This window comes from Flammeovirgaceae bacterium, assembly GCA_015180985.1.
In the GTDB taxonomy this organism is placed as follows: domain Bacteria; phylum Bacteroidota; class Bacteroidia; order Cytophagales; family Cyclobacteriaceae; genus UBA2336.
This window is the reverse complement of sequence record CP054185.1, coordinates 2,176,507-2,200,568: the sequence shown is the minus strand read 5'-3', so window position 1 is coordinate 2,200,568 and position 24,062 is coordinate 2,176,507. Positions and strand designations below refer to the sequence as shown.

General features: G+C 46.8%; 19 protein-coding genes, 2 tRNA genes and 1 pseudogene. 11 read left to right on the top strand and 11 right to left on the bottom strand.

The annotated features are described in order from the left end of the window. Positions 1 to 8 precede the first annotated feature (8 nt). The 7 genes and pseudogenes from cysC to HRU69_10260 all read right to left on the bottom strand — a co-directional run bounded on the left by cysC (position 9) and on the right by HRU69_10260 (position 4,843). Entirely contained in the window at positions 9 to 605 is a 597-nt protein-coding gene (cysC, locus tag HRU69_10290; protein QOI97846.1) for an adenylyl-sulfate kinase, read from the bottom strand. A 42-nt stretch (positions 606 to 647) separates the two neighbouring features. Further along, entirely contained in the window at positions 648 to 2,375 is a 1,728-nt protein-coding gene (locus HRU69_10285; GenBank protein QOI98896.1) for an SLC13 family permease, read from the bottom strand. A 96-nt stretch (positions 2,376 to 2,471) separates the two neighbouring features. After that, positions 2,472 to 3,308 (bottom strand): 3-deoxy-8-phosphooctulonate synthase, encoded by an 837-nt coding sequence (gene kdsA / locus HRU69_10280; protein ID QOI97845.1) that lies wholly within the window; start codon positions 3,306 to 3,308, stop codon positions 2,472 to 2,474. After that, the gene (locus HRU69_10275) at positions 3,308 to 3,847 is read right to left on the bottom strand and encodes an HAD-IIIA family hydrolase (protein ID QOI97844.1); all 540 of its coding nucleotides are present in this window, start codon (positions 3,845 to 3,847) and stop codon (positions 3,308 to 3,310) included. Before HRU69_10275 ends, kdsA begins: the two co-directional genes overlap by 1 nt. Before the next feature lie 24 nt (positions 3,848 to 3,871). Beyond that, positions 3,872 to 3,945, bottom strand: a tRNA-Pro gene (locus HRU69_10270). A gap of 198 nt (positions 3,946 to 4,143) precedes the next feature. Then, positions 4,144 to 4,564: pseudogene (locus HRU69_10265) on the bottom strand (hypothetical protein). Positions 4,565 to 4,754: 190 nt separating this feature from the next. Next, a tRNA-Ser gene (locus HRU69_10260) sits at positions 4,755 to 4,843 on the bottom strand. Between the two features lie 146 nt (positions 4,844 to 4,989). On the opposite strand from HRU69_10260, the gene ygiD reads away from it, so the two are divergent. From ygiD to HRU69_10215, 9 genes are all read left to right on the top strand, one after another. Next, positions 4,990 to 5,814, top strand: a complete 825-nt coding sequence (ygiD, locus tag HRU69_10255; GenBank protein ID QOI98895.1) for a 4,5-DOPA dioxygenase extradiol — start codon at positions 4,990 to 4,992, stop codon at positions 5,812 to 5,814. Between the two features lie 59 nt (positions 5,815 to 5,873). Then, positions 5,874 to 6,842 carry a VWA domain-containing protein gene (locus tag HRU69_10250; protein ID QOI97843.1) on the top strand — a complete coding sequence of 323 codons (969 nt, stop codon included), beginning with the start codon at positions 5,874 to 5,876 and terminating at the stop codon, positions 6,840 to 6,842. Beyond that, entirely contained in the window at positions 6,839 to 7,657 is an 819-nt protein-coding gene (locus HRU69_10245) for a tetratricopeptide repeat protein (GenBank protein QOI97842.1), read from the top strand. The genes HRU69_10250 and HRU69_10245 overlap by 4 nt, the downstream gene beginning before the upstream one ends. 75 nt (positions 7,658 to 7,732) lie before the next feature. Beyond that, a complete protein-coding gene (locus tag HRU69_10240) occupies positions 7,733 to 8,911 on the top strand; it encodes an acetyl-CoA C-acyltransferase (protein QOI97841.1) in 1,179 nt (392 codons plus the stop codon). 74 nt (positions 8,912 to 8,985) lie between these two features. Next, entirely contained in the window at positions 8,986 to 10,293 is a 1,308-nt protein-coding gene (locus HRU69_10235) for a toxin-antitoxin system YwqK family antitoxin (protein QOI97840.1), read from the top strand. A gap of 162 nt (positions 10,294 to 10,455) precedes the next feature. Further along, positions 10,456 to 11,415: a phosphoribosylaminoimidazolesuccinocarboxamide synthase gene (locus HRU69_10230; GenBank protein ID QOI97839.1), complete on the top strand. Its 960-nt coding sequence runs from the start codon at positions 10,456 to 10,458 to the stop codon at positions 11,413 to 11,415. Positions 11,416 to 11,428: 13 nt separating this feature from the next. After that, positions 11,429 to 11,809, top strand: a complete 381-nt coding sequence (locus tag HRU69_10225; GenBank protein ID QOI97838.1) for an STAS domain-containing protein — start codon at positions 11,429 to 11,431, stop codon at positions 11,807 to 11,809. Positions 11,810 to 11,872: 63 nt separating this feature from the next. After that, positions 11,873 to 12,790, top strand: coding sequence for a ribonuclease Z (locus tag HRU69_10220; GenBank protein ID QOI97837.1), 918 nt, complete (start codon positions 11,873 to 11,875; stop codon positions 12,788 to 12,790). Further along, positions 12,787 to 13,566, top strand: coding sequence for a queuosine precursor transporter (locus HRU69_10215; GenBank protein ID QOI97836.1), 780 nt, complete (start codon positions 12,787 to 12,789; stop codon positions 13,564 to 13,566). The genes HRU69_10220 and HRU69_10215 overlap by 4 nt, the downstream gene beginning before the upstream one ends. Here the strand turns inward: HRU69_10215 and HRU69_10210 are convergent. Beyond that, positions 13,563 to 14,312: an RNA methyltransferase gene (locus HRU69_10210; protein ID QOI97835.1), complete on the bottom strand. Its 750-nt coding sequence runs from the start codon at positions 14,310 to 14,312 to the stop codon at positions 13,563 to 13,565. The two genes, HRU69_10215 and HRU69_10210, sit on opposite strands and share 4 nt — an antisense overlap. Positions 14,313 to 14,318: 6 nt before the next feature. Here HRU69_10210 and HRU69_10205 point away from each other — a divergent pair, with 6 nt between their 5' ends. Further along, positions 14,319 to 16,796 (top strand): BamA/TamA family outer membrane protein, encoded by a 2,478-nt coding sequence (locus HRU69_10205; protein QOI97834.1) that lies wholly within the window; start codon positions 14,319 to 14,321, stop codon positions 16,794 to 16,796. A gap of 3 nt (positions 16,797 to 16,799) precedes the next feature. Here the strand turns inward: HRU69_10205 and HRU69_10200 are convergent, their stop codons facing one another. The 3 genes from HRU69_10200 to HRU69_10190 all read right to left on the bottom strand — a co-directional run bounded on the left by HRU69_10200 (position 16,800) and on the right by HRU69_10190 (position 22,307). Continuing rightward, complete coding sequence (locus HRU69_10200) at positions 16,800 to 18,899, bottom strand: tungsten formylmethanofuran dehydrogenase (protein ID QOI97833.1); 2,100 nt, start codon at positions 18,897 to 18,899, stop codon at positions 16,800 to 16,802. An 86-nt stretch (positions 18,900 to 18,985) separates the two neighbouring features. Then, a complete protein-coding gene (locus tag HRU69_10195) occupies positions 18,986 to 19,921 on the bottom strand; it encodes a DUF4249 domain-containing protein (GenBank protein QOI97832.1) in 936 nt (311 codons plus the stop codon). Between the two features lie 4 nt (positions 19,922 to 19,925). Continuing rightward, positions 19,926 to 22,307 carry a TonB-dependent receptor gene (locus tag HRU69_10190; protein QOI97831.1) on the bottom strand — a complete coding sequence of 794 codons (2,382 nt, stop codon included), beginning with the start codon at positions 22,305 to 22,307 and terminating at the stop codon, positions 19,926 to 19,928. 149 nt (positions 22,308 to 22,456) lie between these two features. Between HRU69_10190 and HRU69_10185 the strand changes: the two genes are divergently transcribed. Then, positions 22,457 to 23,887: an amidohydrolase gene (locus tag HRU69_10185; protein QOI97830.1), complete on the top strand. Its 1,431-nt coding sequence runs from the start codon at positions 22,457 to 22,459 to the stop codon at positions 23,885 to 23,887. The last annotated feature ends 175 nt before the right edge of the window (positions 23,888 to 24,062 follow it).

Sequence of the window (24,062 nt, the reverse complement as noted above, 5' to 3'; positions counted from 1 at the left end):
TGAAGATTTTAGATTGATGATTGACGGATTTTCGGAAGGATGACGCGCTCAAGCTGTTGCAGCGAATCGGTAACTGTAAGCTTGTGGGTTTGCAAAACAATGTCGGGGTTGTCCGGGATCTCATAAGGTGAATCAATACCCGTAAATTCCTTTATCTCCCCGGCTCTTGCTTTGCGGTACAACCCTTTTACATCGCGCTGTTCGCACACCTCCAGCGGAGCATCTACAAAAACTTCGATGTAATTTTCGTTACCCACAATCTTCCTGACTTTCTCCCGGTCGGATTTAAATGGTGAGATAAATGCCGATAACACAATCACTCCGGCATCCATAAACAGCTTGCACACTTCGCCAATCCTGCGGATATTTTCTCTTCGGCCGGCTTCATCAAAGGCCAGGTCGTTATTTAATCCGCTACGGATAGTGTCCCCATCAAGAAGGTAGGTTTTAAATCCCCGTTCATGTAACTGAGCTTCCAGCCGAACGGCCAGCGTGGATTTGCCCGAACCGGAAAGGCCTGTAAACCAAATCACTTTTGCCCGCTGATTCAGCAACTTTTCGCGATCCGGTTTGGTGACCCGTGTTGAAATGGGATGGAGGTTCATTTAGTTCTTAGTTCTTGGTTCTTGGTTCTTAGTTGTTCGCGGTTATAGGTGGTAGTACCAGGTAATAAAGACAATGCAGATGGTGGCGTACAATACAGTTAAGGGAGTTCCCACCCGGGTAAAATCCTTAAACGAATAACCCCCCGGGCCATACACCATCAGGTTTGTCTGGTAGCCAATGGGCGTCATAAAATCGCCTGATGCAGCAAAGGCAATAGCCACAAAAAAAGGTGTGGATGATACCTGCAACTGTCCTGACAACTCCATGGCTATAGGGAACATAATGGATACCGCTGCCGGATTGGTAACCAACGCTGTAACCAGGGTGGTAACAAGGAACAATGCTGTAAGCGCACCCACACTACCCAATGATTTGCTTACAGTAATTAAACCCGCAGCAACCAGATTTGCCGCTCCTGATTTTTCGAGAGCAACACCAATGGCCAGCGAACACACCAATACCATGAGCAAACTAAAATCGAGGTTGCGGGTAATTTGTTCGAGATTAAGAATTTTAAACAGTATCATAGCCGTAAGAATAATCAGGCATGAGGTAAACAATGGAATAAGCCCGGTAATACCGGCTATCAATAAAGCGGCACTTCCGACACCCACTCCAACGCGTAGTGTGGAACGACTTGACTCAACTTTTTTTGGAGCCGAAACAAAAAACAAATCTTTCTCATGCAAACCGGAGTGCTGATGGTTCCCCGATAGCAGTAACAGAAAATCACCACCCATCAATTGCCTCTCGCCTATCCGGCCCGAAATGCGCTTGCCATCGCGATGAATTGCAACAATTGAAGCATTAAACTTCTTCCGGAAATCGGAATCTTTAATTCGCATGCCGATCAGGGTTGAACTGGCCGGAATAACGGCCTCTACAAAATTGAACTGTTCAACAGAGGCATCCTGGGCTATGCGTAAACCGTTATCGTGCCGGATAAGATTATAAATGGATTGTGTATTACCGGAAAAATAAAGCGAGTCGCCAGCCGCAAGCACCTCTTCTGGCGAAACCGGTGAAATCACTTCATCATGCCGGATGATCTCAACCAGAAAAAGATCTTTCAGGTTACGCAAACCGGCCTCCTTCACCGATTTACCAATCAGCGAGGAGCCCGGATGTACTTCTGCTTCAACAAGGTATTCTTTTAAATTTTGACGGACCGCACTGAGTTTACTGCCGTGATCAGGCAGGAGCCGGTAACCGATGAAATACAGGTAGGCTATCCCGACAAGGGTGACGATAATGCCCAGGAACAGAAAATCACGGTACGACAGCAAGGGCAGGTTATACTGCGAAATAAGTCCGAGTAATACCAGGTTGGTTGATGTACCGATAACGGTAATCATCCCGCCAAGGATGGTAGCATACGATAACGGAATCAGCAACTTGGAAGCCGGTGTACCGGTACGGTCGGCCCAATCTTTAACATACGGAATCAGGAATGCAACAATGGGTGTGTTGTTGAGGAATGCCGAAACAGATGCCGAGAAGGTCGTCATCTTAAGTAAAAAGTTCCGCGGACTTTGATTTGATCTGAACAGGTTTGCAAACCAGGCACCACCAAACACCGATCGGATACCGGCTGTAATAAGAATAAGCAGAAATATCAAAATAATCTGCTGGTTGCTTAGTCCACGAAGCAATTCCTGGGGTGTTAAAACACCGGCCAGTAAAAATGCCAGTATGGCAATGAAGAAGGTAAGAGCCGGGTTAAACCATTCGCGGTACAGCGCCACAATCAACAGCACCACTACGGCCAATACATAGGCTTGAAGAACTGTGAACTCCACTAAATTGGTAGATTTTAAAGTCAAATATACTAAAAGTACCCAATGGCCAACAGGTAAGAAGAAATTCTAATGAGTGAGTGACCTATTCAAATCCCAGAACTTCTTCAACACGGTCAAAAATTCTTCCATTTCGCTTAGTGGAATCATATTAGGGCCATCGCTGAGGGCCTTTTCGGGATTAGGGTGTGTTTCAATAAAAAATCCATCTACTCCGGCTGCTGCTGCCGCGCGGGCAAGAAAGGGAGCAAACTCGCGCTGTCCGCCCGAAGAGCCGCCTTTGCCCCCGGGTTGCTGCACCGAGTGTGTCACATCAAAAACTACCGGGGTAAACTGCCGCATAATGGGCAACGATCGCATATCAACAACCAGGGTATGGTACCCAAAACTCGCCCCACGTTCGGTAAGAAAAACGTTATCATTGCCTTCGCTGCGAACTTTATCCACTGCATACTTCATGTCTTCAGGCGCCATAAACTGGCCTTTTTTAATCTTCACAGCTTTGCCGGTACGGGCTGCGGCTTTCAGTAAATCGGTTTGGCGGCATAGAAATGCCGGTATCTGAAGCACATCAACTACCGATGCAACTTCGGCACACTGATAGGATTCGTGAACATCCGTTACAATAGGGACCTTCAAATCTTTTTTTACCATAGCAAGGATCTCCAGTCCCATATCAACCGAAGGACCCCGGTATGAACCACCGGAAGTCCGGTTGGCCTTGTCAAACGAAGCTTTGAACACATAATCAATTCCCAGCTTTTCGCAGCTTGCCTTCACCTGTGTACCGGTCTCCATACAGATGTCGTAACTCTCTGCAACGCACGGGCCTGCAAAAAGCACAAGCCGATCAGAACCAAGACTTATGCTATCGGTCACCGAAACAACTGACCTGAACTTTTCCATCATTTTATGTTCAAACTTTTAAGTTGACCTTTGGCTGCCAGTACAAGATCAGCCACTTCGCGCAGCACACCCTTGCCTCCTTTTGCAAAGGTAACCAAAGCGACCCGGTTATGAAGGTAAAACATGGCATCGGCCGGGCAAACGGGAAAGCCTACTTTCTTAAAAACCGGCAGATCATTAATGTCATCACCAATAAAGGCAACCTGTTTTGCTTTGAGTTTAAAATGCGCCATCAGTTTTTCGCAGACCGATCCTTTATCCAGTATACCCTGATGGCAGAAATCAAGATTTAATTCGGCACAACGTTTAGAAACAGCCGCACTCTCCCTGCCCGAAATCGCCCCTGCAATAATGCCTGCTTTTTTCAGGTGGCTGATGATAAGGCCATCTTTAACATTGAATTCCTTGATTTCGCGGCCGCTGTCATCGTAAATGATTTTCCCATCGGTAAGCACACCGTCCACATCAAAAAAAATTGCTTTAACCTGCGCGGCCTTTTTTACCTGGTCTTTTGTGTAGCGCTCAAGAATCTGTTTCAACGAAACAAAATAAGGTTAACAATGTCGGGGTGGCCAGATTCGAACTGACGATCTCTTGGTCCCAAACCAAGCGCGATACCGGGCTTCGCTACACCCCGAAAATAAAGGAGTGCAAAATTAGAAATATAAACCTGCACTCCAATCCATTTCAATCTTTATGCGATCCCGGCTGGGGTCGAACCAGCAACCTACTGCTTAGCATACCAACTACGATTTTCATCGCTCCTTTTTTTAAAAATAAAGGATTTGGGGTCTGGACTATATCTTCACCATTTCAGGTGTGACGCGTATAGTCTCTACGGAACTTCCCGATAATCATCGGCCCAGTTAACTAACCGGTTCTGATTATTCTTGGGAGGATCTACCCGCAAACTGAGGAAGATATTTTTTGAGAAATACCTGGGGTTAAAATAATAACAGGTATCATTATCCAGACAATAAACACAATAAAGATCAAATTCATTAAAATTTACACGTTTCGTATGAACACCCCGGCTGTCAGCATATGAGTGTTCAAATCTAACGTCAATTCTTCCTTTCTTGATTGTCCGTGCTTTAACCTGAACTCGTTTAAAAACCCCCTGTTTATATGCCACCAGATCAAAAGGTGCATGCTCCGATAGTGGCAAGACACACTAAAAATCCCTTGGCACATAAATCAGCTTGCGCCTTTAACACTCCCAGGTCTCCTTTACTTTTGGTATGATGATTCTTCATAAATTAAAAATAAAGAAAACCAGAAATTTCCTCGGTGTTGCCATGCAGCCCGCGAAGGGTTCACCGAAACAGCGCCATCCACTCCCGTCATTTTGTTTCTGACAAGAGGCTCCATCCTTAAAGGCAGTTGCTCTATCCATTGAGCTACGGGACCATTATGTCAAAGAAAAAAGGGTCATAAAAAACCCTGCGGAGAGGGGGGGATTCGAACCCCCGGTACACTTTTACATGTACGACAGTTTAGCAAACTGCTGGTTTAAGCCTCTCACCCACCTCTCCGGATGAATAAACCGCTTAAAGAATTGCAAATATAAGGGTTAACAACATTCTACCGAATGACATCATGAACTTTGGCCTGACAGCGCCTGTTTAACCTGAAAATGAACCGGATTGAGTTTCTTAACCTGTTAACCTCATTATTGGGCATGGCCACACTAAACGATCTGAAAAAATATACTGACAAACTTTACAAAGAAAACACAACCATGCCCCTGCTGTTTATCGGTCATGGTTCACCGATGAACGGCATTGAAGACAATGAGTTCAGCCGGGGCTGGGCCGCTATCGGAAAAGAAATTCCTGCACCACAAGCCGTGCTCTGCATTTCGGCACACTGGTACACAAAGGGTACGTGGGTTACGGCTATGGAAAAACCAAAAACAATCCATGACTTTTATGGTTTTCCGAAAGCCCTGTTCGATGTTCAGTATCCTGCCCCGGGCAGTCCGGAACTGGCCAGGCATACCGCAAACCGGGTAACAAAAACAACCGTTGGGCTTGATCATGAATGGGGACTTGACCACGGCACCTGGTCGGTGGTGCGGCAGATGTACCCCGAAGCAACAATACCGGTATTCCAGTTGAGTATTGATTCCAGCAAACCACCGGAATATCATTACGAACTGGCTCGTGAAATAAGTGAACTCAGAAAAAAGGGTGTACTCATCATTGGTAGCGGCAACATGGTACATAACCTGCGCATCATGAACTGGAACCTGCCTGATGCGGGGTTCGACTGGGCCATTGAAGCCAATGAAAAATTTAAGGACTTCATTCAACGAAACAGCCATCAGCCGCTGCTCCGGTACGAGTCGCTGGGCAAGGCTGCCCAACTTGCTATTCCTACTCCCGATCATTATTTACCCATGATTTATATCCTTGGCCTGAAGGACGAAACGGATAGCATTTCCTTCTTTAACGATAAAACGGTTATGGGTTCCGTGTCGATGACCTCATTCAAGGTCGGATAAAAAGGTATTTGCCCGAAATCCTACTTAATTGTTATTTGCAACCTGACTAAGGTAAGGATGTGAGCTGGTACAGAGAATTCGGATTAACGGAAATAATCTTCATTGCAGCATTTAGTGTGCTTTACCTGCTGTATATCCTTCGGGTAATCCGTATTGCCCGCGCTATAGGATCACCATTCGGAATCATCTTTTTAAAATTTATCCTGCGCAGTCTCATCTTTGCGTTACTCATAGCTGCCTTATTGGGCCCGTCTTTTGGCGAGGATAAACGCGAAGTAAAATCAGTCGGAAAAGACATTATGATTTGTGTTGATTTGTCTAAATCAATGGACGGGCTGGACATCGCCCCTACCCGACTGGAAAAAGTAAAGAATGAACTCAAGAAGGTAGTTCAGGCATTTAATTCAAACCGCATGGGCATTATAATATTTTCTTCCGAAGCCTTTATGCAGTGCCCGCTTACTTACGATCAAACCGCGCTATATCTTTTTATTGAAGCAATGAATACTGCCTTGGTTCCATCAGGCGGAACAGATTTTGGCCCTCCCCTGCGCATGGCCATGGATAAACTGGAGAAAGATAACACCCGGGCCAGCGAAGTTACTTCAAAAGTAATTCTGCTCATCAGTGATGGCGAGGACTTCGGAGACGAGACCGATGCAGCCCTGGCAGACATCGAAAAAAAAGGTTATAAACTATTTACCCTTGGCGTGGGCACCAAACAAGGCGGCCAGATTAGAACCGGTACAGGCTTTAAAACTGACCGGAGTGGAAATACGGTTGTAACGCGGCTAAACCCGGATGCATTAAAAACATTGGCCGGTAAAACCGGTGGCCAGTATTTTGAAATTAATGAAAACCGTAACGATATCGCCCGGCTTATCAATACTATCGACCGGATTGAAGGCGAATTGATGGATGCACGTTTTATTGATATAACCGCCAATAAATATTTTTACTTTCTGGCTCTGGCTGTAATTTTACTGGCCGTTGATGTGTTAGTACCTGTAAAAGCAATCCGGATATGAAGCCCGTTGCAGTTTTATTGTTCCTGGCGGTGGTAATAACCGACCCGGCAAAAATCGGGAAAATCAACCGCACCAAAGAAAAGGCCCGGAGCGCCTATCTATCAGGCGATTATAAAACTGCAGCCGCCCTGTACCAATACCTTACCGATTCGCTCGGTGTGCAGGAAGATGAAGTGCTTTTAAATCTGGCCCATGCCCGCTTTCAACTCAATGATACTACACGCGCTAAGACTACCTATCAGCAATTAACCGCCAGTGCAACACCCTCCATCCGGTCAACCGCCCAGCAGCAATTGGGTGTGATGGCCAACCGGGCAGGGAAAGCCGAAGAAGCGTTGAATTTTTTTAAAGAAGCCCTCAAAGCCAATACCGACAACAATGATGCACGCTATAATTACGAACTACTGAAAAAGAAACTGGACGAACAGAAAAAACAGGAACAACAGCAGCAGCAAAATCAGAATCAACAGCAGAAAGACCAGCAGCAGGATCAGAAAAAACAGGAGAAACAGGACAAGAAGAAAGATCAGGATAACCAGCAAAAGCAGGATCATCAGAAAAGCGATCAGCAAAAAAAAGATGAACAGAAAAAGCAGGGCGAGCAAAAACAGGAAGAGCAGTCAGCCGAAGAGAAAAAGGATAATGAAAAGAAAGAAGCCCCTTCTTCGGTTAGCGAAAAACTGGAACAGTTAAAGATCAGTGAAGAAAAAGCCAAAATGCTTTTAGAGGCCATGAAGAACCAGGAAATGCAGTATCTTCAGCAAAACAAACGCAAACCAACAAAACCAAAAGATAAAGGAAAACCAGACTGGTAAACAAAATGCGGGGTACACGTTACCGCTATTATTGTTTTAACCCGTAACCCGTAACACGAAACCCGTAACCCGATTATGAAAGAAGTTTACATCATCTCAGCCGTACGCACCCCCATCGGAAGTTTTGGCGGAAGCCTGGCCTCCATCCCTGCTACACAACTTGGTTCCATAGCCGTTAAGGGAGCCATTCAAAAAGCAGGCATCGACCCGAAACAAATACAGGAACTGTACATCGGCAATGTTATTTCGGCCGGCTTAAAGCAGGCCCCTGCAACACAGGTGGCCGTAGGCGCTGGCCTGGGTTACGAAATACCCTGTACGCTGGTTAACAAAGTATGCGCCTCAGGCATGAAAGCTGTTATGCTCGGAGCACAATCAATTATGCTGGGCGTTAATGATGTGATAATTGCAGGCGGTATGGAGAGCATGAGCAACATACCGTACTACCTGCTCAAAGCGCGGTACGGCTACAAATATGGAAACGGTGAGGTGATTGACGGACTAACGTATGACGGCCTCACCGATGTGTACAACCATTGCGCCATGGGCGTGTGTGCCGATAACACCGCCAAAGAAATGAACATCACCCGGCAGGATCAGGATAACTATGCCATCAACTCCTACAGGCGCTCGGCAGCCGCATGGGCCGCTGATAAATTTAAAGATGAAATTGTAGGGGTTGAAATTACCGACCGGAAAGGAAATGTTACTGTCTTTTCAGAAGATGAAGAATACAAAAATGTAAACTTTGAAAAGATACCAGGCCTGAAACCCGTGTTCACGAAAGACGGTACTGTTACTGCGGCAAACGCCTCTACCATTAACGATGGCGCATCGGCTATGCTTTTGGTAAGTAAGGAAAAGGCAAAAGAACTGGGCTTAAAACCTATTGCCAAAATTCTTGGCTTTGGCGATGCCGCCCAGGACCCGATGTGGTTTACCACTGCCCCTTCCCTGGCCATTCCAAAAGCGTTAAAGCATGCAGGTGTTGATAAAAAAGATGTGGGCTACTACGAAATCAACGAAGCCTTTTCGGCCGTAGCCATCGCCAACAACATTAAACTCGGGCTGGATCCTGATCGGGTCAATGTAAATGGCGGAGCCGTGGCCCTCGGTCATCCGCTGGGTGCATCGGGTGCGCGTATCGTTACTACCTTAATTAATGTGCTGAAGCAAAATAATTCGGCCATAGGCGTTGCCGGAATTTGCAACGGTGGTGGCGGTGCATCAGCCATGGTGATTGAGAAGATGTAAAGCTCTCAAAAGCCCATACAACAAACCAGTCAGCCTTGCGTTGTTTGCAAGGCTGATTTAGTTTTACAATAGGTATGAACCGATTGATCTTCTCATTCCTTCTGCTTAGTACATCTGCCACCGCCCAGCGCGAAGTGCGCACATATTATGACGGCAGCCGTACCCAACTGCAGGAAGTTTATACCGTTGCCAAAGACGATAACGAAAAGATCATCGGCAAATACCAGCGCTACTACCCCAACGGTCGTCTGGCCGTTGAAGGAAACTTTTCAAACGGGAAAAAGTCGGGGGTGTTTACCGAATACCACGAAACCGGCCTGCCTGCCCGCAAACTGGTGTATGTTAACGGCATGCGCCACGGGCCTGTAGAAGTATTTGATGAATCGGGTAAAAAAATTCAGAAGGCCTACTATCAAAACGATATTCTGGTTGATAGTGTACAGTCGTTTTACGACAACGGGGTAATTAAAAGCGAAACCGTTTTTAAAAAAGGCAAACCCGATGGCGTGGTGCGCGAGTACTATCCGCACGGTGTATTAAAAAAAGAAATCCAGTATGCACACGGTAAACCCAACGGCATTACCCGCAGTTTTTATGAAGATGGCATCGTAGCCATTGAAGCAAACTATAAAAACGGCATCCTCACCGGCTTTTACAAAACCTACTATCCCAACGGCCAACTTGAAACTGTTTCCACCATGAAGGATGGATCAAAAAATGGTCAGTATAAAAACTACGATGAGGAAGGGCATTTACTGCTGGAAGGAAACTTTATGAACGGCCGGCTCCATGGCGACAATACAGGTTACTATGCCAGCGGCACGGTTAAACACCGCTTTAAATACAAGGAAGGTTTTAAAACCGGAACAGGGCTAACGTATCACCCGAATGGCGTGCTTGCCCGAAAAGAACAATTTGCCCTTAACGGTATTGATTGGGTAACGGAAGAATTTACCGATTCGGCCAAACGCATTTCAGAGAAACGCTACCGCAACCAGCAACCACACGGGCAATGGACGTATTATTACCCTGACGGAAAAACCGAAAAACTGAAAGAGACCTATGAAGCCGGAAAACTGAACGGCATGCGGTACGAATACTTTTCCAATGGCAAACCGGCCCGCGAAGAAACCTGGAAATTCAATCTGCTGAATGGCCCGTTTAAAACTTACTATCCCTCCGGTAAACTGCAATCCGAAGGAGAGTGCCGATCACATCGTAAGCACGGACTCTTTACAGCCTATTACGAAAATGGCCAGGTAAAAGAACAGGGCGAATACGTTGCCGACAAAAAACACAAAGAGTGGAAGGAGTTTGACGAAAAAGGAAACCTGGTAAAAACCTATGTGTTTAAAGCCGGTATTCTGATTGAAGAAAATTAACTTTGCTATTTCTTAGATTAGCCTCAGGAGATGCTTCGCCCTGGCTCAATATAACATATTGATGTCCTGAGCAACGCGAAGGACCTCATATCAGACAGAAGTGTAAAACTTTATCCTGCGTTCATTTCAGGCTTTACCCTTTCTGCGCTATTTTGCAGGCCCATGCAGGCCATTAAAGAAACCCACTTCAGTTTTCCCGGTCAAACCGGCTTTTACCGCGGCAAGGTGCGCGATGTGTATTACTTCGGCAACATTATGGTAATGGTGGCCACCGATCGCATCTCAGCTTTCGATGTTATCCTGCCCAAAGCCATTCCCGATAAGGGCAGAATCTTAAATCAGATTGCCGCAAAAAATCTGCTGGCTACCAAAAAACTTGTGCCGAACTGGGTAATCAGCACGCCCGATCCCAACGTAACCATTGGTTTTAAATGCGAAACCTTTCCGGTAGAAATGGTTGTGCGCGGTTATCTGGCCGGCCACGCCTGGCGCGAATACAAAGCCGGTAAACGCACGTTGTGTGGGGTGCCGCTACCGGAAGGCCTGAAGGAAAATGACAAACTTCCTAACCCAATCATTACGCCTACCACCAAAGCCCATGTAGGGCATGACGAAGATATTTCGAGGGAAGAAATTATTAAGAGAAAACTGGTAACCGAATCCGATTACCAGCAGCTTGAAGAATACACGCTTACCCTGTTCGGCAAAGGCACCGAACTGGCAGCCGCCCGCGGACTTATACTGGTGGACACCAAATACGAATTTGGTAAACATAACGGCACCATATACCTGATTGACGAAGTGCATACGCCCGATTCATCGCGCTACTTTTATGCCGATGGGTATGAGGGGCGCCAGCAAAAGGGCGAACCACAGAAACAACTTTCGAAAGAATTTGTGCGGCAGTGGCTTATCGAAAACGGATTCCAGGGCAAAGAAGGGCAAACCGTTCCGGAAATGACCCCTGTGATTGTGCAGTCAATTTCCGACCGATACCGCGAATTGTACCGGCAGGTAACCGGTGAAGATCTTGAACCCATCAATTACAACAACATCACGGATCGGATTGAGCAGCATATCCTTAATTCGCTAAATTCCGTTAACTTGCAGGCACAGGTTTAATACGATAAAGAAGATGAAATACACGATTGATAAACAGGAAAAGTACAGTTTGCTGCGCCTGCACGAGGAGAAGATGGACAGCAGCGTGGCGCCCGGCCTGAAGTCGGAATTGATCACCCTGCATGCCGAAGGTGTAAGGAATATTATCTTAGATCTGGCTGAAGTAAAATACACTGATTCTTCTGGTCTTAGCGCACTGCTGGTTGGTAATAGAATCGTCCAGGAAGACGGAGGAATTTTTATACTCGCCCACCTGAGCGACCACACCATGAAACTGATTAAGATTTCACAACTCGACAGCGTACTGAACATTCTGCCTACCGTGGAAGAAGCCATTGATGCCGTTTTCATGCATGAAATTGAGCGCGACCTTAAGAAAACTGACGGGAACTAAAACATCGCCAAATAAAGTAGTTCAAACCAAAACCAAACCGGTTTTGGTTTTTTATTTTTGGCTGTGAGCTTCAAAATCACCATACTCGGTTCCAGCGGGGCCGTGCCTGCTTACGGGCGTTACCCCTCAGCACAATTGGTAGAAATCCAAAACGAACATTTCCTGGTGGATTGTGGAGAAGGCGCACAAATGCAACTGGCTCGCTTTAATGGTAATATCCACCGCATTGATCATATTTTCATCTCGCACCTGCATGGCGATCATTACCTCGGCCTGATGGGTTTACTCTTCACCATGCACCTGCACCATCGCGAAAAAGACCTCCACATTTACAGTCAACACGGCCTGCACGAAATTATGACAGTACAGTTGCGCTACTCCAGGTCGGTGCCCAATTTCAACATCCGGTTGCATACACTCTCCCCCGACAGCCGGGAAACAATTTTTGAAAACAAATGGCTCACGGTTGAAACCATCCCGCTGTACCATAAATTACCCTGTACAGGATTTCTATTCCGGGAAAAAGAAAAACCAAGAAGAATTGATAAGGACCGGTTGCCCGAAGGCTTACCCCATTACCGGATGAATGAACTGAAGGCAGGCTTTGATCTCAAAGACGAAGCCGGAAACGTGTTGTACAAAAATTCCGACCTGACACTCCCACCGCATCAATCGCGAAGCTATGCGTATTGTTCCGACACGGCCTATACTGAATCCATTATTGAACAAATCAGCAAAGTAAACGTTCTCTATCACGAAGCTACATTTATTGAAGATGATAAATCCAAAGCAGCCGAAACCCTGCACAGCACTTCGCTGGAGGCCGCGCAAATTGCATTGAAGGCAAATGCCGGTAAGCTGCTGATAGGACACTTCTCAGCCCGGTACCGTGAACCGGACCACCTGCTGGCAGAGGCTCGTGCCGTTTTTCCTGAAACTTACCTCGCTACCGAAGGCGAAATTTTTACCATACCTGAATGAATACTTCTATAAACGAAAAGAAAAACAGACTATTCATCATGCTGTCCGGATACTTCCTGACCTGCGCCCTGGTTGCCGAAATGGTGGGAACAAAAATCTTTTCACTGGAACGAACATTGGGCATGGAACCGGCCAACCTGAACCTGTTCGGTTATACGCTGGATTTCAACCTGACAGCCGGGGTGGTTATCTGGCCGTTTGTGTTTGTCACTACCGACATCATCAACGAATATTTTGGAAAAGAAGGCGTACGCAGAATTAGTTTTTTAACAGCCGGTTTTATTGCTTTTGCTTTTTTTATTATAGGCGCAGCCACTCTGTTGCCTCCTGCAACTTTTTGGGTCGACCTCTATGCCGAAGAGGGACTGGATATTAACCTGGCCTTCGGCACCATTTTCAGGCAGGGGCTTGGCATCATTATCGGGTCGCTTACTGCTTTTTTGATCGGGCAGTTTTTGGATGTGTATGTGTTTCATCGCCTGCGCAGGTTAACCGGCTCCAAAATGATCTGGCTGCGGGCAACCGGGTCCACTCTCTTCTCGCAACTGATTGATAGCTTTGTGGTGTTATTTATTGCATTTTACATTTTTGGCAAGTGGTCGGTTCTGCAGGTGCTATCGGTAGGCATAATCAACTACATCTTCAAATTTGTTGCTGCCATCGCAATGACGCCTTTGGTTTACCTGGGGCATTTTTTTATTGACCGGTACCTTGGCAAAGAAGAAGCCGAAAAAATATCGGAAGAAGCTGCAAGTAAAAGCGAAGGATTCTTTTAATACCCTGACAGGCGCACAAGGTTATCGCACACTACAGCCGTTGCCACTGCCGCATTGAGCGATTCAGCCTTGCCGCAGCGGGGTATGGTAATCCGTCTGGTTACCAGCGTCTCTACTTCTTTTGAAATACCATTGGCTTCGTTGCCGATAACAATAAAACCGCCATTTAGCTTACTGATGTGATGTATATTTTCGCCAGTTAAAAAAGTACCCAGCACCGGCATATTCACTTTCCTTAAGTACTCAACCAGGTTGGTATAGAACACCGTTACCCGTGTAAACGAACCCATGCTGGCCGCAATAACTTTACTGTTGTACACCTCGGCCGTTTCAGATGAAGCTATGATGTCGGTAATTCCGTACCAATCGGCTATGCGGAGGATAGTGCCAAGATTACCCGGGTCGCGAATATCATCGAGTACAAGGTAAAACCGGCCTTGTTTAAGGATTGGCGCCTTCATTTCGCGCATGCGTACCACCGCCAGGGCCAAGTGGTTGGTTTTATACTCGCCCAAGCCTTGTAAATCATCAACCGAAACCTCCAGCAGTTCGCCCGTAAAACCCGCGGTAAGCTTCCGGTTTTCATCCAGAAACTGCAGGGTAGCCAACAGTAGTTCTACCTTAAAATCCGATAGCAAAACTTCCTGCACACCCTTGGCCCCCTCTACCACAAAACATTGTTCCTGTTTTCGGTATTTCTTTAATTGCAAGGATTTGATGAACTTAATCCGGGCCCTGGAAAGCATTGTTTAATGATTTTGAACCGCAAGAAAAGTAAATATTTTTTTATTCTCTTCACCATCCTGCTGCAAAGCTGTTTGGGTACCCGGCATCTGAAAGAAGGCGAACGGCTGTTGTACAAACAGAAGGTAACCGCACCAAAAAACATTAACAGATCGAAGCTGGAAGAACTTACCGGCATTGAAACCAACCGGAAACTTCTCTTTATGCCAATGCACCTGCTGGTGTCGATGTATTACACCGGTAAGCGTAATTTCAAACCGGAAAAATTTGAAAAGAAAATAGAAAAAAAAAATAAAAAGTTCGATACTAAAATCGCCCGGACAACGAAGCTTAAACGAATCAACAACCTGCAGTTTCGCAAACAGCAAAAAATTGAAAAATACAACGACCGACTGCAAAACGGCAATCTGTTTATGCAGTGGGGCGAACCACTCAGCATTTTTGATACTTCAAAAGTAAATCTTGCCGTAGACCGGATTAAAGACTACCTGTTTACCAACGGCTATTTTAATAACGTGGTTCGGTATGAAACCGAAAAAGCAACCCCGCTCGGCTTTCAGTTAAAAAACGGTATCAACATCCGCTACCGCGCCAACCCCGGTAAAGCTTATGTTATTGATAGTATTTTATTTGATGCACGGGATACGGCCATCCTGGAGTTACTGAGAAAACACTCCATCAACAGTTACCTGGTTAAAGGCGAGCGTTACAACCAGGAAAATTTTACCAAAGAACGTGAACGCATTGACCTGTTGATGAAGGACCAGGGGTACTATGATTTCAGCAGGCAATATATTCTTTATGAAGTAGATACCGCCTCCTTACCGGACCGCAGGATAATTGTTAAAATAAGTATAAAAGATCCGGCCAAACGAGGCTACCACCGCAAATTCTATATCACCGAAATTAACTTTACAACCGATGCAGGCATTACCGTGCCCGGCATGAACCGCAAGCAACTAACCTTTCGCAACATCCGATTTAACAGCTACGAAAATTCCTATAACATTAAAATTCTCAGTCAGCGTATTTTCATTGAACCAGGCAAACCTTATAGCCGCACCAATACCTTCAACACACAGCGACAACTGGCCAATCTGGATGTCTTTAAATTTGTTAATATAAATTTCGATACTACAGGCGGGCAGTTTATCGCCAATATTTTTACCAGTACCTTCGATAGGTATCAGTGGTCGCACGAGGTAGGCCTTAGTGTTACACAAGGATTTCCGGGACCTTACTATAACCTGAATTTCAAAAAGCGAAACATTTTCAGGGGATTGGAAAATTTCGAAATGAACGGCCGCATCGGCTATGAGGGTGTTGCTGCGGCCACCGAACTGGGCAGCGTGTATCAAAGCGTTGATGCCGGCATTAATGCTTCCATTACCTTTCCACAATTTCTTATTCCGCTCCGGGAAGAAACCCGGTACCGGTTCGGTAAACTGAACCCCCGCACCAAGGCCCAACTCGGTTTTAATTATACCGACCGCCCTGAATACCAGCGATCGAACACCTCTTTTACCTACACCTATAGTTGGGACAATTCCCGCATCCGCAGGTTCGACTTCACCTTTGCCAGCCTCAGCATCATCAACTCAAAACTAAGGCCCGATTTTGACAACCTGCTGGACAGCCTGTTCGTCTACCAGGGCAACACCCTAAAGTTTAGTTTTGATCCGTCATTTGTAAGCAGTACCGGATTTGCCATGTCGTGGAATCACAACAACTACGGCAACCTGGAAGAAAATTCAATTTATTTCCGGTGGGCCGTTGAAAGCGGTGGTACTTTTCAAGGCCTTTATACCTTTCCGGTTATTGAAAACCGTAACCTTCAAACTTTTCGATACCTCCGGTTTAATGCCGACATCAGACGGATTACCATTATAAATAAAAACACAACCCTGGCTTTCCGGTTTAATGCCGGAGTGGGTTATTCATATGGAGATAATCAGGCATTGCCATACGAAAAATATTTCTTTGCCGGTGGAAGTAACAGTGTACGGGCCTGGCGCCCACGAAGGCTCGGGCCCGGTAGCTACCGGCCCGATGAAAGCACCAACCCGGAAAAAGACGGCTTGTATAGTTACCGGTTTGAAGTTCCCGGAGAAATCCTGCTGGAAAACAGCGTAGAGTTGCGAAGGAAATTATTTGGATTTTTTGAAGGCGCCATATTTTTTGATATAGGCAACGTATGGACTTTTAAACCCCGCGTTAAACTTGATGAAAATGATAACGTAGTTGAAAACGGGAATTCACAATTTAAACTCACTGAATTTTATAAAGAGTTCGGCATAGGTACCGGTTTTGGTTTCCGCTTTAACTTTTCATTCCTCATCCTTCGGTTTGATGTCGGGATGAAAGTGTATGACCCGGCCCGCCCGGAAGGCGACCGTTTTGTACTCAACAAAATCAAATTCCTCGGGCCGTTTGGTATTAACCGCGAACCCGTCATTTACAATATTGGGGTCGGCTTTCCATTCTAGGTTTCAATAGGCTATTAAATCGCGCAGGGCCGCCTGTACTTTATCTACGCTGGGCAGCATCATCTTTTCCAGTTCAACATTAAGCGGCACGGCAGGAAGGTTTGCTGCACCCAGCGTCCATACCGGGGCATCAAGGTATTGAAAACATTCCTTTTGAATTCTGCCGGCAAGCGATTCGGCAAAGGAATTTAATAGCGGTTCTTCTGTTAACACCAGAACACGACCATGTATTTTTACCGATGAAACAACGGCTTGCCAATCAAGTGGATTGAGGGTCCGTAAATCAATTATCTCAACCTGCCCGTCAAAATTCCTGGCAGCCTGCCCGGCCCAGTAAACGCCCATGCCATAGGTAATAACAACAACCGTTTCGCCCGATTTGATTTTTTGATTATCGGCTTTTAGCACGGAATTGGCTTTACCAAGAGGAATAATGTAGTCTTCATCCGGCTCAACCGTTCTTGCATCGGCTGTGCCGGCCACCTTACTCCAATACAGTCCCTTATGTTCAAGCAATACAACCGGATTCGGGTCATAAAACGAGGCTTTTAGAAGTCCTTTCATATCGGCCGCGTTGCTTGGGTATACCACCTTAATACCACGGATAGTAAGTAATGCAGATTCAACACTACCGGAGTGGTACGGCCCCCCGCCTCCGTAGGCACCAATGGGCACCCGTATCAACGCCTGCACCGGGAACTTGCCTTTTGACAGGTAACAACTTTTTGAAAGTTCTTCAACCAACTGGTTGATACCCGGCCAGATGTAATCGGCAAACTGAATTTCAACAATTGGCTTTGCCCCCACGGCCGACATGCCGGCTGTTGAACCGACAATATAGGCCTCCTGGATGGGTGTGTTAAACACCCGTTCATCGCCATACTTTTGTGCAAGCGTGGCGGCTTCACGAAAAACACCGCCAAGCCTGCGCCCCACATCCTGCCCATAGAACAACGCTTCGGGGTGTTTTTTCAAAATTTCATCTACCGCATGCAGGGCTGCATCCACCATCACAACTTTTTCTGAGCCCTTTGGTTTACGGGTGCCTCTTTCCTCAATTATGGGTGTAGGCGCAAACTCATGCGTATTGAAATCTTCCGGATCCGGATCAGTCGCAGCCAACGCTTTCGCATAGTCACTTTCAGCCTTAAGGGCAGCTCGTTTCTTTAGGGCATTCAACTCTTTTTCAGAAACGCCCTGCTCGATAAGATATTGATGGAGTTTCACCAACGGATCTTCCTGCTGATGAACAGCAAGGTCGTCACCGCGATACCATTCCTTACGAACGCCCGAGGTATGATGCCCCAGCAGCGGGCATTTGGCATGAATAAGAATAGGTGCACGTGTTGTTCTTACAAACTGAATGGCCTCTTCAAGAACTTCGTATGAGTTGACAAAATCGGAACCATCTGTTCGCACCCGTTCCATGCCTTTAAATCCTGCGGCATAGTCGTACGCATCCATGGCACGCATTTCAGACCCGGTAGCTGAAATACCCCAGTCGTTGTCCTGTACCAGGTAAATAATTGGCAACTTCTTAAGCACGGCCATTTGAAAAGCCTCGGCTACCTCACCTTCTGTTACCGACCCATCGCCTAATGAACACAATACGACCGGCTTATTTTTTCCTTTGAGCAATCCTTGCGATTCGAGGTAGGCAATACCGTGTGCCATGCCCGTTGCCGGAATGGCCTGCATGCCGGTGGCTGAACTTTGGTGTGGAATAGTTGGATAACCGTCCCGTTTAAGCGATGGATGGCCGTAGTATGTGCGCCCGCCCGAAAACGGATCATCGCGTTTGGCCATTAATTGAAGCATCAGGTCGTAAGGTTCCAACCCCATGCCTAATAGCATCGATTCATCGCGGTAATACAACGAGGCATAGTCCCACGGCTTAAGTTGCAACCCGGCTGCCAACTGAATGGCTTCGTGCCCCCGTGACGTGCTATGCACATACTTACTGCAAACCTCCCGGTTTTCATCGTACAAATCGGCCATGCGCCTGGCCGTACACATCAGTTCGTAAGCTTTACACAAAACAGCCTGCTCAATACCAGCTCTTTTTGAAATACCCTTCTTCGTCACACTTTCCAATTCATCCATAATCAACCGATGGTTGTGTTGTCGAAAGATAAGGAATTTAAAAATGCAGAGGCTTCAGACGTGGCGGTGTTAATAATTTCTTGAATCTAATCTGGGTCGGTTACATCGTCCAGGCTGGCAAACTTTCTTCCCAACCCCGATACGGCCGCAACATTAAAAAATCCCACGGCCTTCATACCGGTAGGATTGACATTATTAATATTGGTTGAAACATTGGCCAGCGGAGTTGCAAACAATTCTGCAAAACCACCGGGCCGGTCGGTTTGCAACGCTACCTGGTTAAGAAAATCGAAGGAAGCCTCCGACAAGGAATGAATTTCAACATAAAGTGAATCGCCAACCACATACGGAGATAAAATAGAACCTTTTTCATCCTGGTCGAAAGGATTAATGCCTGTACGGATAGGAGCAATAAAAACCAACCCGCTGAAATTCCCCCCTTTTGAAAAACCAGCATCATAGGCCAGGTTAAGTTCAGAAGGTTTGTTCAGCAACGTTGAGTTCTTATAGGTTTTAATCCAGTAAGTATCTCCCGACTCAAGCGGATCAGTTGCCCAAAACTCGGCCAGGTATAAATCAGTCACAAATTGATTGCCGGGTTCTTTCCGAAACGTAATGCTATCAACGGGCGGCACGCGCCCCATCCGGGTAATAGATGTATACGTCTCGCCTTCGGCCGTGATGCGCAAGGTGTAGGTGCGCCCGGTTTCACCAAACACTTCACCGGAGCCGGGTGTCCAAACATACAGCCCGGCCAGTGTGTCGCTCTCCTCAAATACAAAAAGGTTTCCTTCATTATCTTCAATTTCCACCTGTGCTCCGCTTACACCGGGCGGCAGGGTGTTTTCAAAATACGGTTGGGTTTTAGTTAGTTTAATAAGCTGGGATTCCGCCTTGTTGGTAATCCAGGCATCGACAACCAAAACTGGTGTGGCTGGATTCAGATCCGGGAAAACCACGGTTTCGCACGCCCAGTAAATCGCAGCAGCAGCTAGCAATGCTATTTTCGTTACGGCTTTCATCCTGCTAAAAGTTAAAGTTATATGATATGGAAGGGATAACAGTGCCAATAATAGCCAGTTGGGTTGCCTGACTGTTTATGGCCTGACCGGGCGCTGTGCGATCATCGGCCTGTGCGAAATAAATGGAGAAAGGATTTTTACGGGCGTAAACATTATACAAGCCAAACACCCAGTAATCAGTATTCTTTCTGACCTTACCGTTTTTCTTTACTGTGCGGCCCTGCAGCCGGGCAGAAATATCAAGGCGGTGGAAAGCGGGTATTCTGAAATTGTTACGGGAGTCGGTTTCATTGTAAGGAATCAGAATACCCTGAATAACATATCGTGAGTTAGGGAAGGTGGTGGGCGTTCCTGAAAGCAAGGTGAAATTGGCAGACAACGAAAGCCGCTTGTTTACCTCATAAAATCCGGTGACTTTAAGGTTATGCGTTTGATCGAACCGCGTAGGATACCACTTGCCCCGATTAATACCCTCTACCTGCAATTCGGTTCGCGCCAGGGTATACGCTACCCAACCATTAAACCGACCTGTTTTCTTTTGTAAATACAATTCCATTCCATAAGCACGGCCCTTTCCGGTTAACAGGTCGCCCTCCAAAAATTCATTAATCAGCAAGTCGGCCCCGTCAATGTAATCGATTTGGTTTTTGGCTAACCGGTAATAGGCTTCTGCCGAAAACTCATAAACCTGCTTTTTGCCGATGTCACGGAAATAACCCACCGTGTACTGATCACCCAATTCAGGCTTAATGTTGTTCGAACTGGGTGTCCACACATCCAACGGATTGGACGCAGTGGTATTTGAAATCAGGTGAAGGTACTGTGCCATTCGGATGTAGCTCGCCTTAATGGAACTGGACGGTGTAAGTTGCGCCTTCACCGACACACGCGGTTCAAAATTTCCGTATTCCGTCATCACCTCACCACGGCTAAAGGCTCTGCTGCTTACAACAGTTCTGCGCACCCCCGCTGTGGTGTCGTTATAAATGAATTGATTGCCGGGTCCGAAAGCCCAAAAATGTGAATACCGGATACCGTACTCTACAGAAAAGGTTTCGTTAATGCGCTGGTTGTTGCTGATATAAACAGCCGCTTCCAAGTTATATTTTCTTGAAAGACTGATGTCAATCACCTCACCACCGGATGCACCCAAAGCGTTGGCCGGTTGAAACGAGTAGTAATTACCCTCAGCCCCGAAGGCTAATTCGTTGTTACTGCTGATGAAGTAACTGAATGCCGGCTTAAACGTGAAGTTTGTGATGGAAGAATTCCATCTGAAATAATCCCGATCATCCTCACCGAAGCGCAGGGCATAATCGTATTTACTGAAAATGCCGGAAAAGTTCGCAAACAGGCGGTCGTTGATAATGGAGTTCCAGCGCAGCGTAGCCGTGTTGTTGCCCCACGAAAAGCCCTGGTTGGCATCAAAGAAAAATACATCGCGGCCGGTGTAACCCGATAGAAACAACCGGTTACGGCTGTTAATGTTAAAGTTGGCTTTACCGGTCAAGTCGTAAAAGTTAAGTTTGGCGCCATCCTGCAGCACATCAACAAACGGCCGGGCTAAAATATCGATGTATGATCTGCGACCCGCCACGATAAATGAGCCCTTACCCTCGCGTACTGGTCCTTCAAATGCCAACCGACTAAAGATGGTGCCAATGCCGCCATTTACTTCATATTCTTTATTGTTCCCTTCTTTCATCCGGACATCCAGTAATGACGCAATGCGTCCGCCATACGGTGCCGGTATGGCGCCCTTAAAAAGTTTTACATCCATTACCGCATCGGGGTTAAACACCGAAAAGAAACCCAGTAAGTGAGCCGAGTTGTACACAACCGCTTCATCCAGCAACACGAGGTTCTGTCCCACATTTCCGCCACGCACATTAAAACCTGATGCACCCTCCCCTACGGTAGCCACACCCGGCAACTGCTGTAAACTTTTTATAACATCCACCTCGCCCAGAAAGGCCGGAATTTTACTGATGGTGGTAATGTCAACTTTATTCACGCTCATCTCAACCGACTGCACCGCAGATTTCTCCGCTGCCCCCGAAATAATCACCTCCTGCAGTTGACTGCTCTGTGATTTCAGTTCGATATCCAGCCGCACGTTTTGCTGCAGATCCACCGTTCGGGATTCTTTAGCATACCCGATATAAGAAAACACAACCTCGTACGTGCCTTTGGTGAGTGTAATTGAATAAAATCCGTACGAATTGGTGGTTATGCCGGTATTGAGCGAAGGAACGAAGACAGTAGCCCCGATAAGCGCTTCACCATCCGATGCATCCTTTAAGTAACCACTCAGTGTGGCCTTGTCCTGGCTATAAGCAATGACCATGCTGAGCACCAGCATAATCAACGTTAAAGTAACTCGCATACGCGCATTTGTAGCCGGTAAACACAAAACATTACAAGAATGTTTAAAACCGCTTTTAAATTAAAGCAACCATGCATCAAGAAACCTTTTTTACAGGTTAAGATATTTTGAAGCTTACCCGGAAATCGATAGGTTGTAAAAAAATAGCTATGATTCGGATTGTAACCCTTACCCTTTTGCTGTGTACGCTCAGCCTGTTTGCCCCCGGTCAAAAAGTGTCGCCCAATAAACGGCTTGTTGTTCAGGCTGTTGAAAGCCAACAGGATAAGATGATTAGCACCAGCAACCAGATATGGGCATTTGCTGAAACCGCATTTAATGAAAACCAATCTGCGAAACTTTTGGCCGATTATGCGGAAGCCAACGGCTTTAAAGTGGAGCGGGGTGTGGCTGAGATACCCACCGCCTTTGTAGCCACCTACGGAAGCGGCAGTCCGGTTATCGGCATTCTGGGTGAGTTTGATGCACTGCCCGGGTTATCACAAAAGGCTGTTCCAACCAAGGATCCGCTGGAAAAAGGAGAGCCCGGCCATGGCTGCGGGCACAACCTGTTTGGTACTGCCAGCTTGGGCGCGGCTGTTGCCATTAAGCAGTTAATTGAACAGGGTAAGTTGAAGGGTACGATAAAGTTTTTCGGAACACCCGCAGAGGAAAAATTCTTCGGCAAGTTGTGGATGATCCGTGCCGGGCTGTTCAAAGATGTAGATGTGTGCCTCGACTGGCATCCGGGAGCCGAAACGAAGGCTGCGGTACAAACCGGTTTGTCGCTGGTTGATTTTATTGTTGAGTTTTACGGCCAGGCAGCCCATGCGTCAGCCGATCCGTGGAATGGCCGAAGCGCATCAGACGCGCTTGAATTATATACGTCAGGGATAAATTACTACCGCGAACACATCCGCCCCAGTACCCGCATTCACTACCATATTCAGGATGGCGGCCAGGTGGTGAATGTGGTGCCTGATTACGCGCGCTTATGGGTGCGTGTACGCGATCCGAAACGCGAAACCATGAATGACGTGTACCAACGTGTGATGAAAATGGCCGAAGGTGCGGCAATCATGGCCAACGTGGAGTACAAGGTCAGCCTGGTATCGGGCATTTATGAAATTCTGGTTAACCGCACTGGCGCTGAACTGATCCAAAAAAACCTGGAGTATCTCGGTCCGATAACGTACACCGATACTGAAGTTGCCTTTGCTAAACAAATTCAGGAGGCTACCGGCAAACCGCAAGTGGGATTACACAGTAAAGTTGAGCCTCTGGAAGCAACAGACCCGAATGCGGGTGGCGGCAGTACCGATGTAGGCGATGTGAGTTGGGTAGTGCCCACCATACGCCTAAGTGCAGCCACCGCGCCCATCGGAACACCGTGGCATTCGTGGGCTGTAGTGGCCTGTGGTGGTATGTCCATCGGGCATAAGGGCATGATGCACGCATCAAAAACGCTGGCGTTAACGATGGTGGATTTGTTTGAAGACCCAAAGAAAGTGGAGGCCGTGAAAGCGGAGTTTAAACAACGCAAAGGCGACCATGTGTACAGCGGGCTGATTCCTCCCGGGCCGCCTCCGGTTGGGAAGTAAAAAGTCCCGTTTGGATAAACAAGAGATGCTTCGCCACGTCCGGAGCGTGTTCAATATAACAAAACTAATTGTAGTCCTGAGCTGCGCGAAGGACCTCATATTCGGGTCATGAAAACAAGAGATGCTTCGCTGTGCTCAGCATAACAAAAAAAATGAAGTCAGGACCTTTTAAATT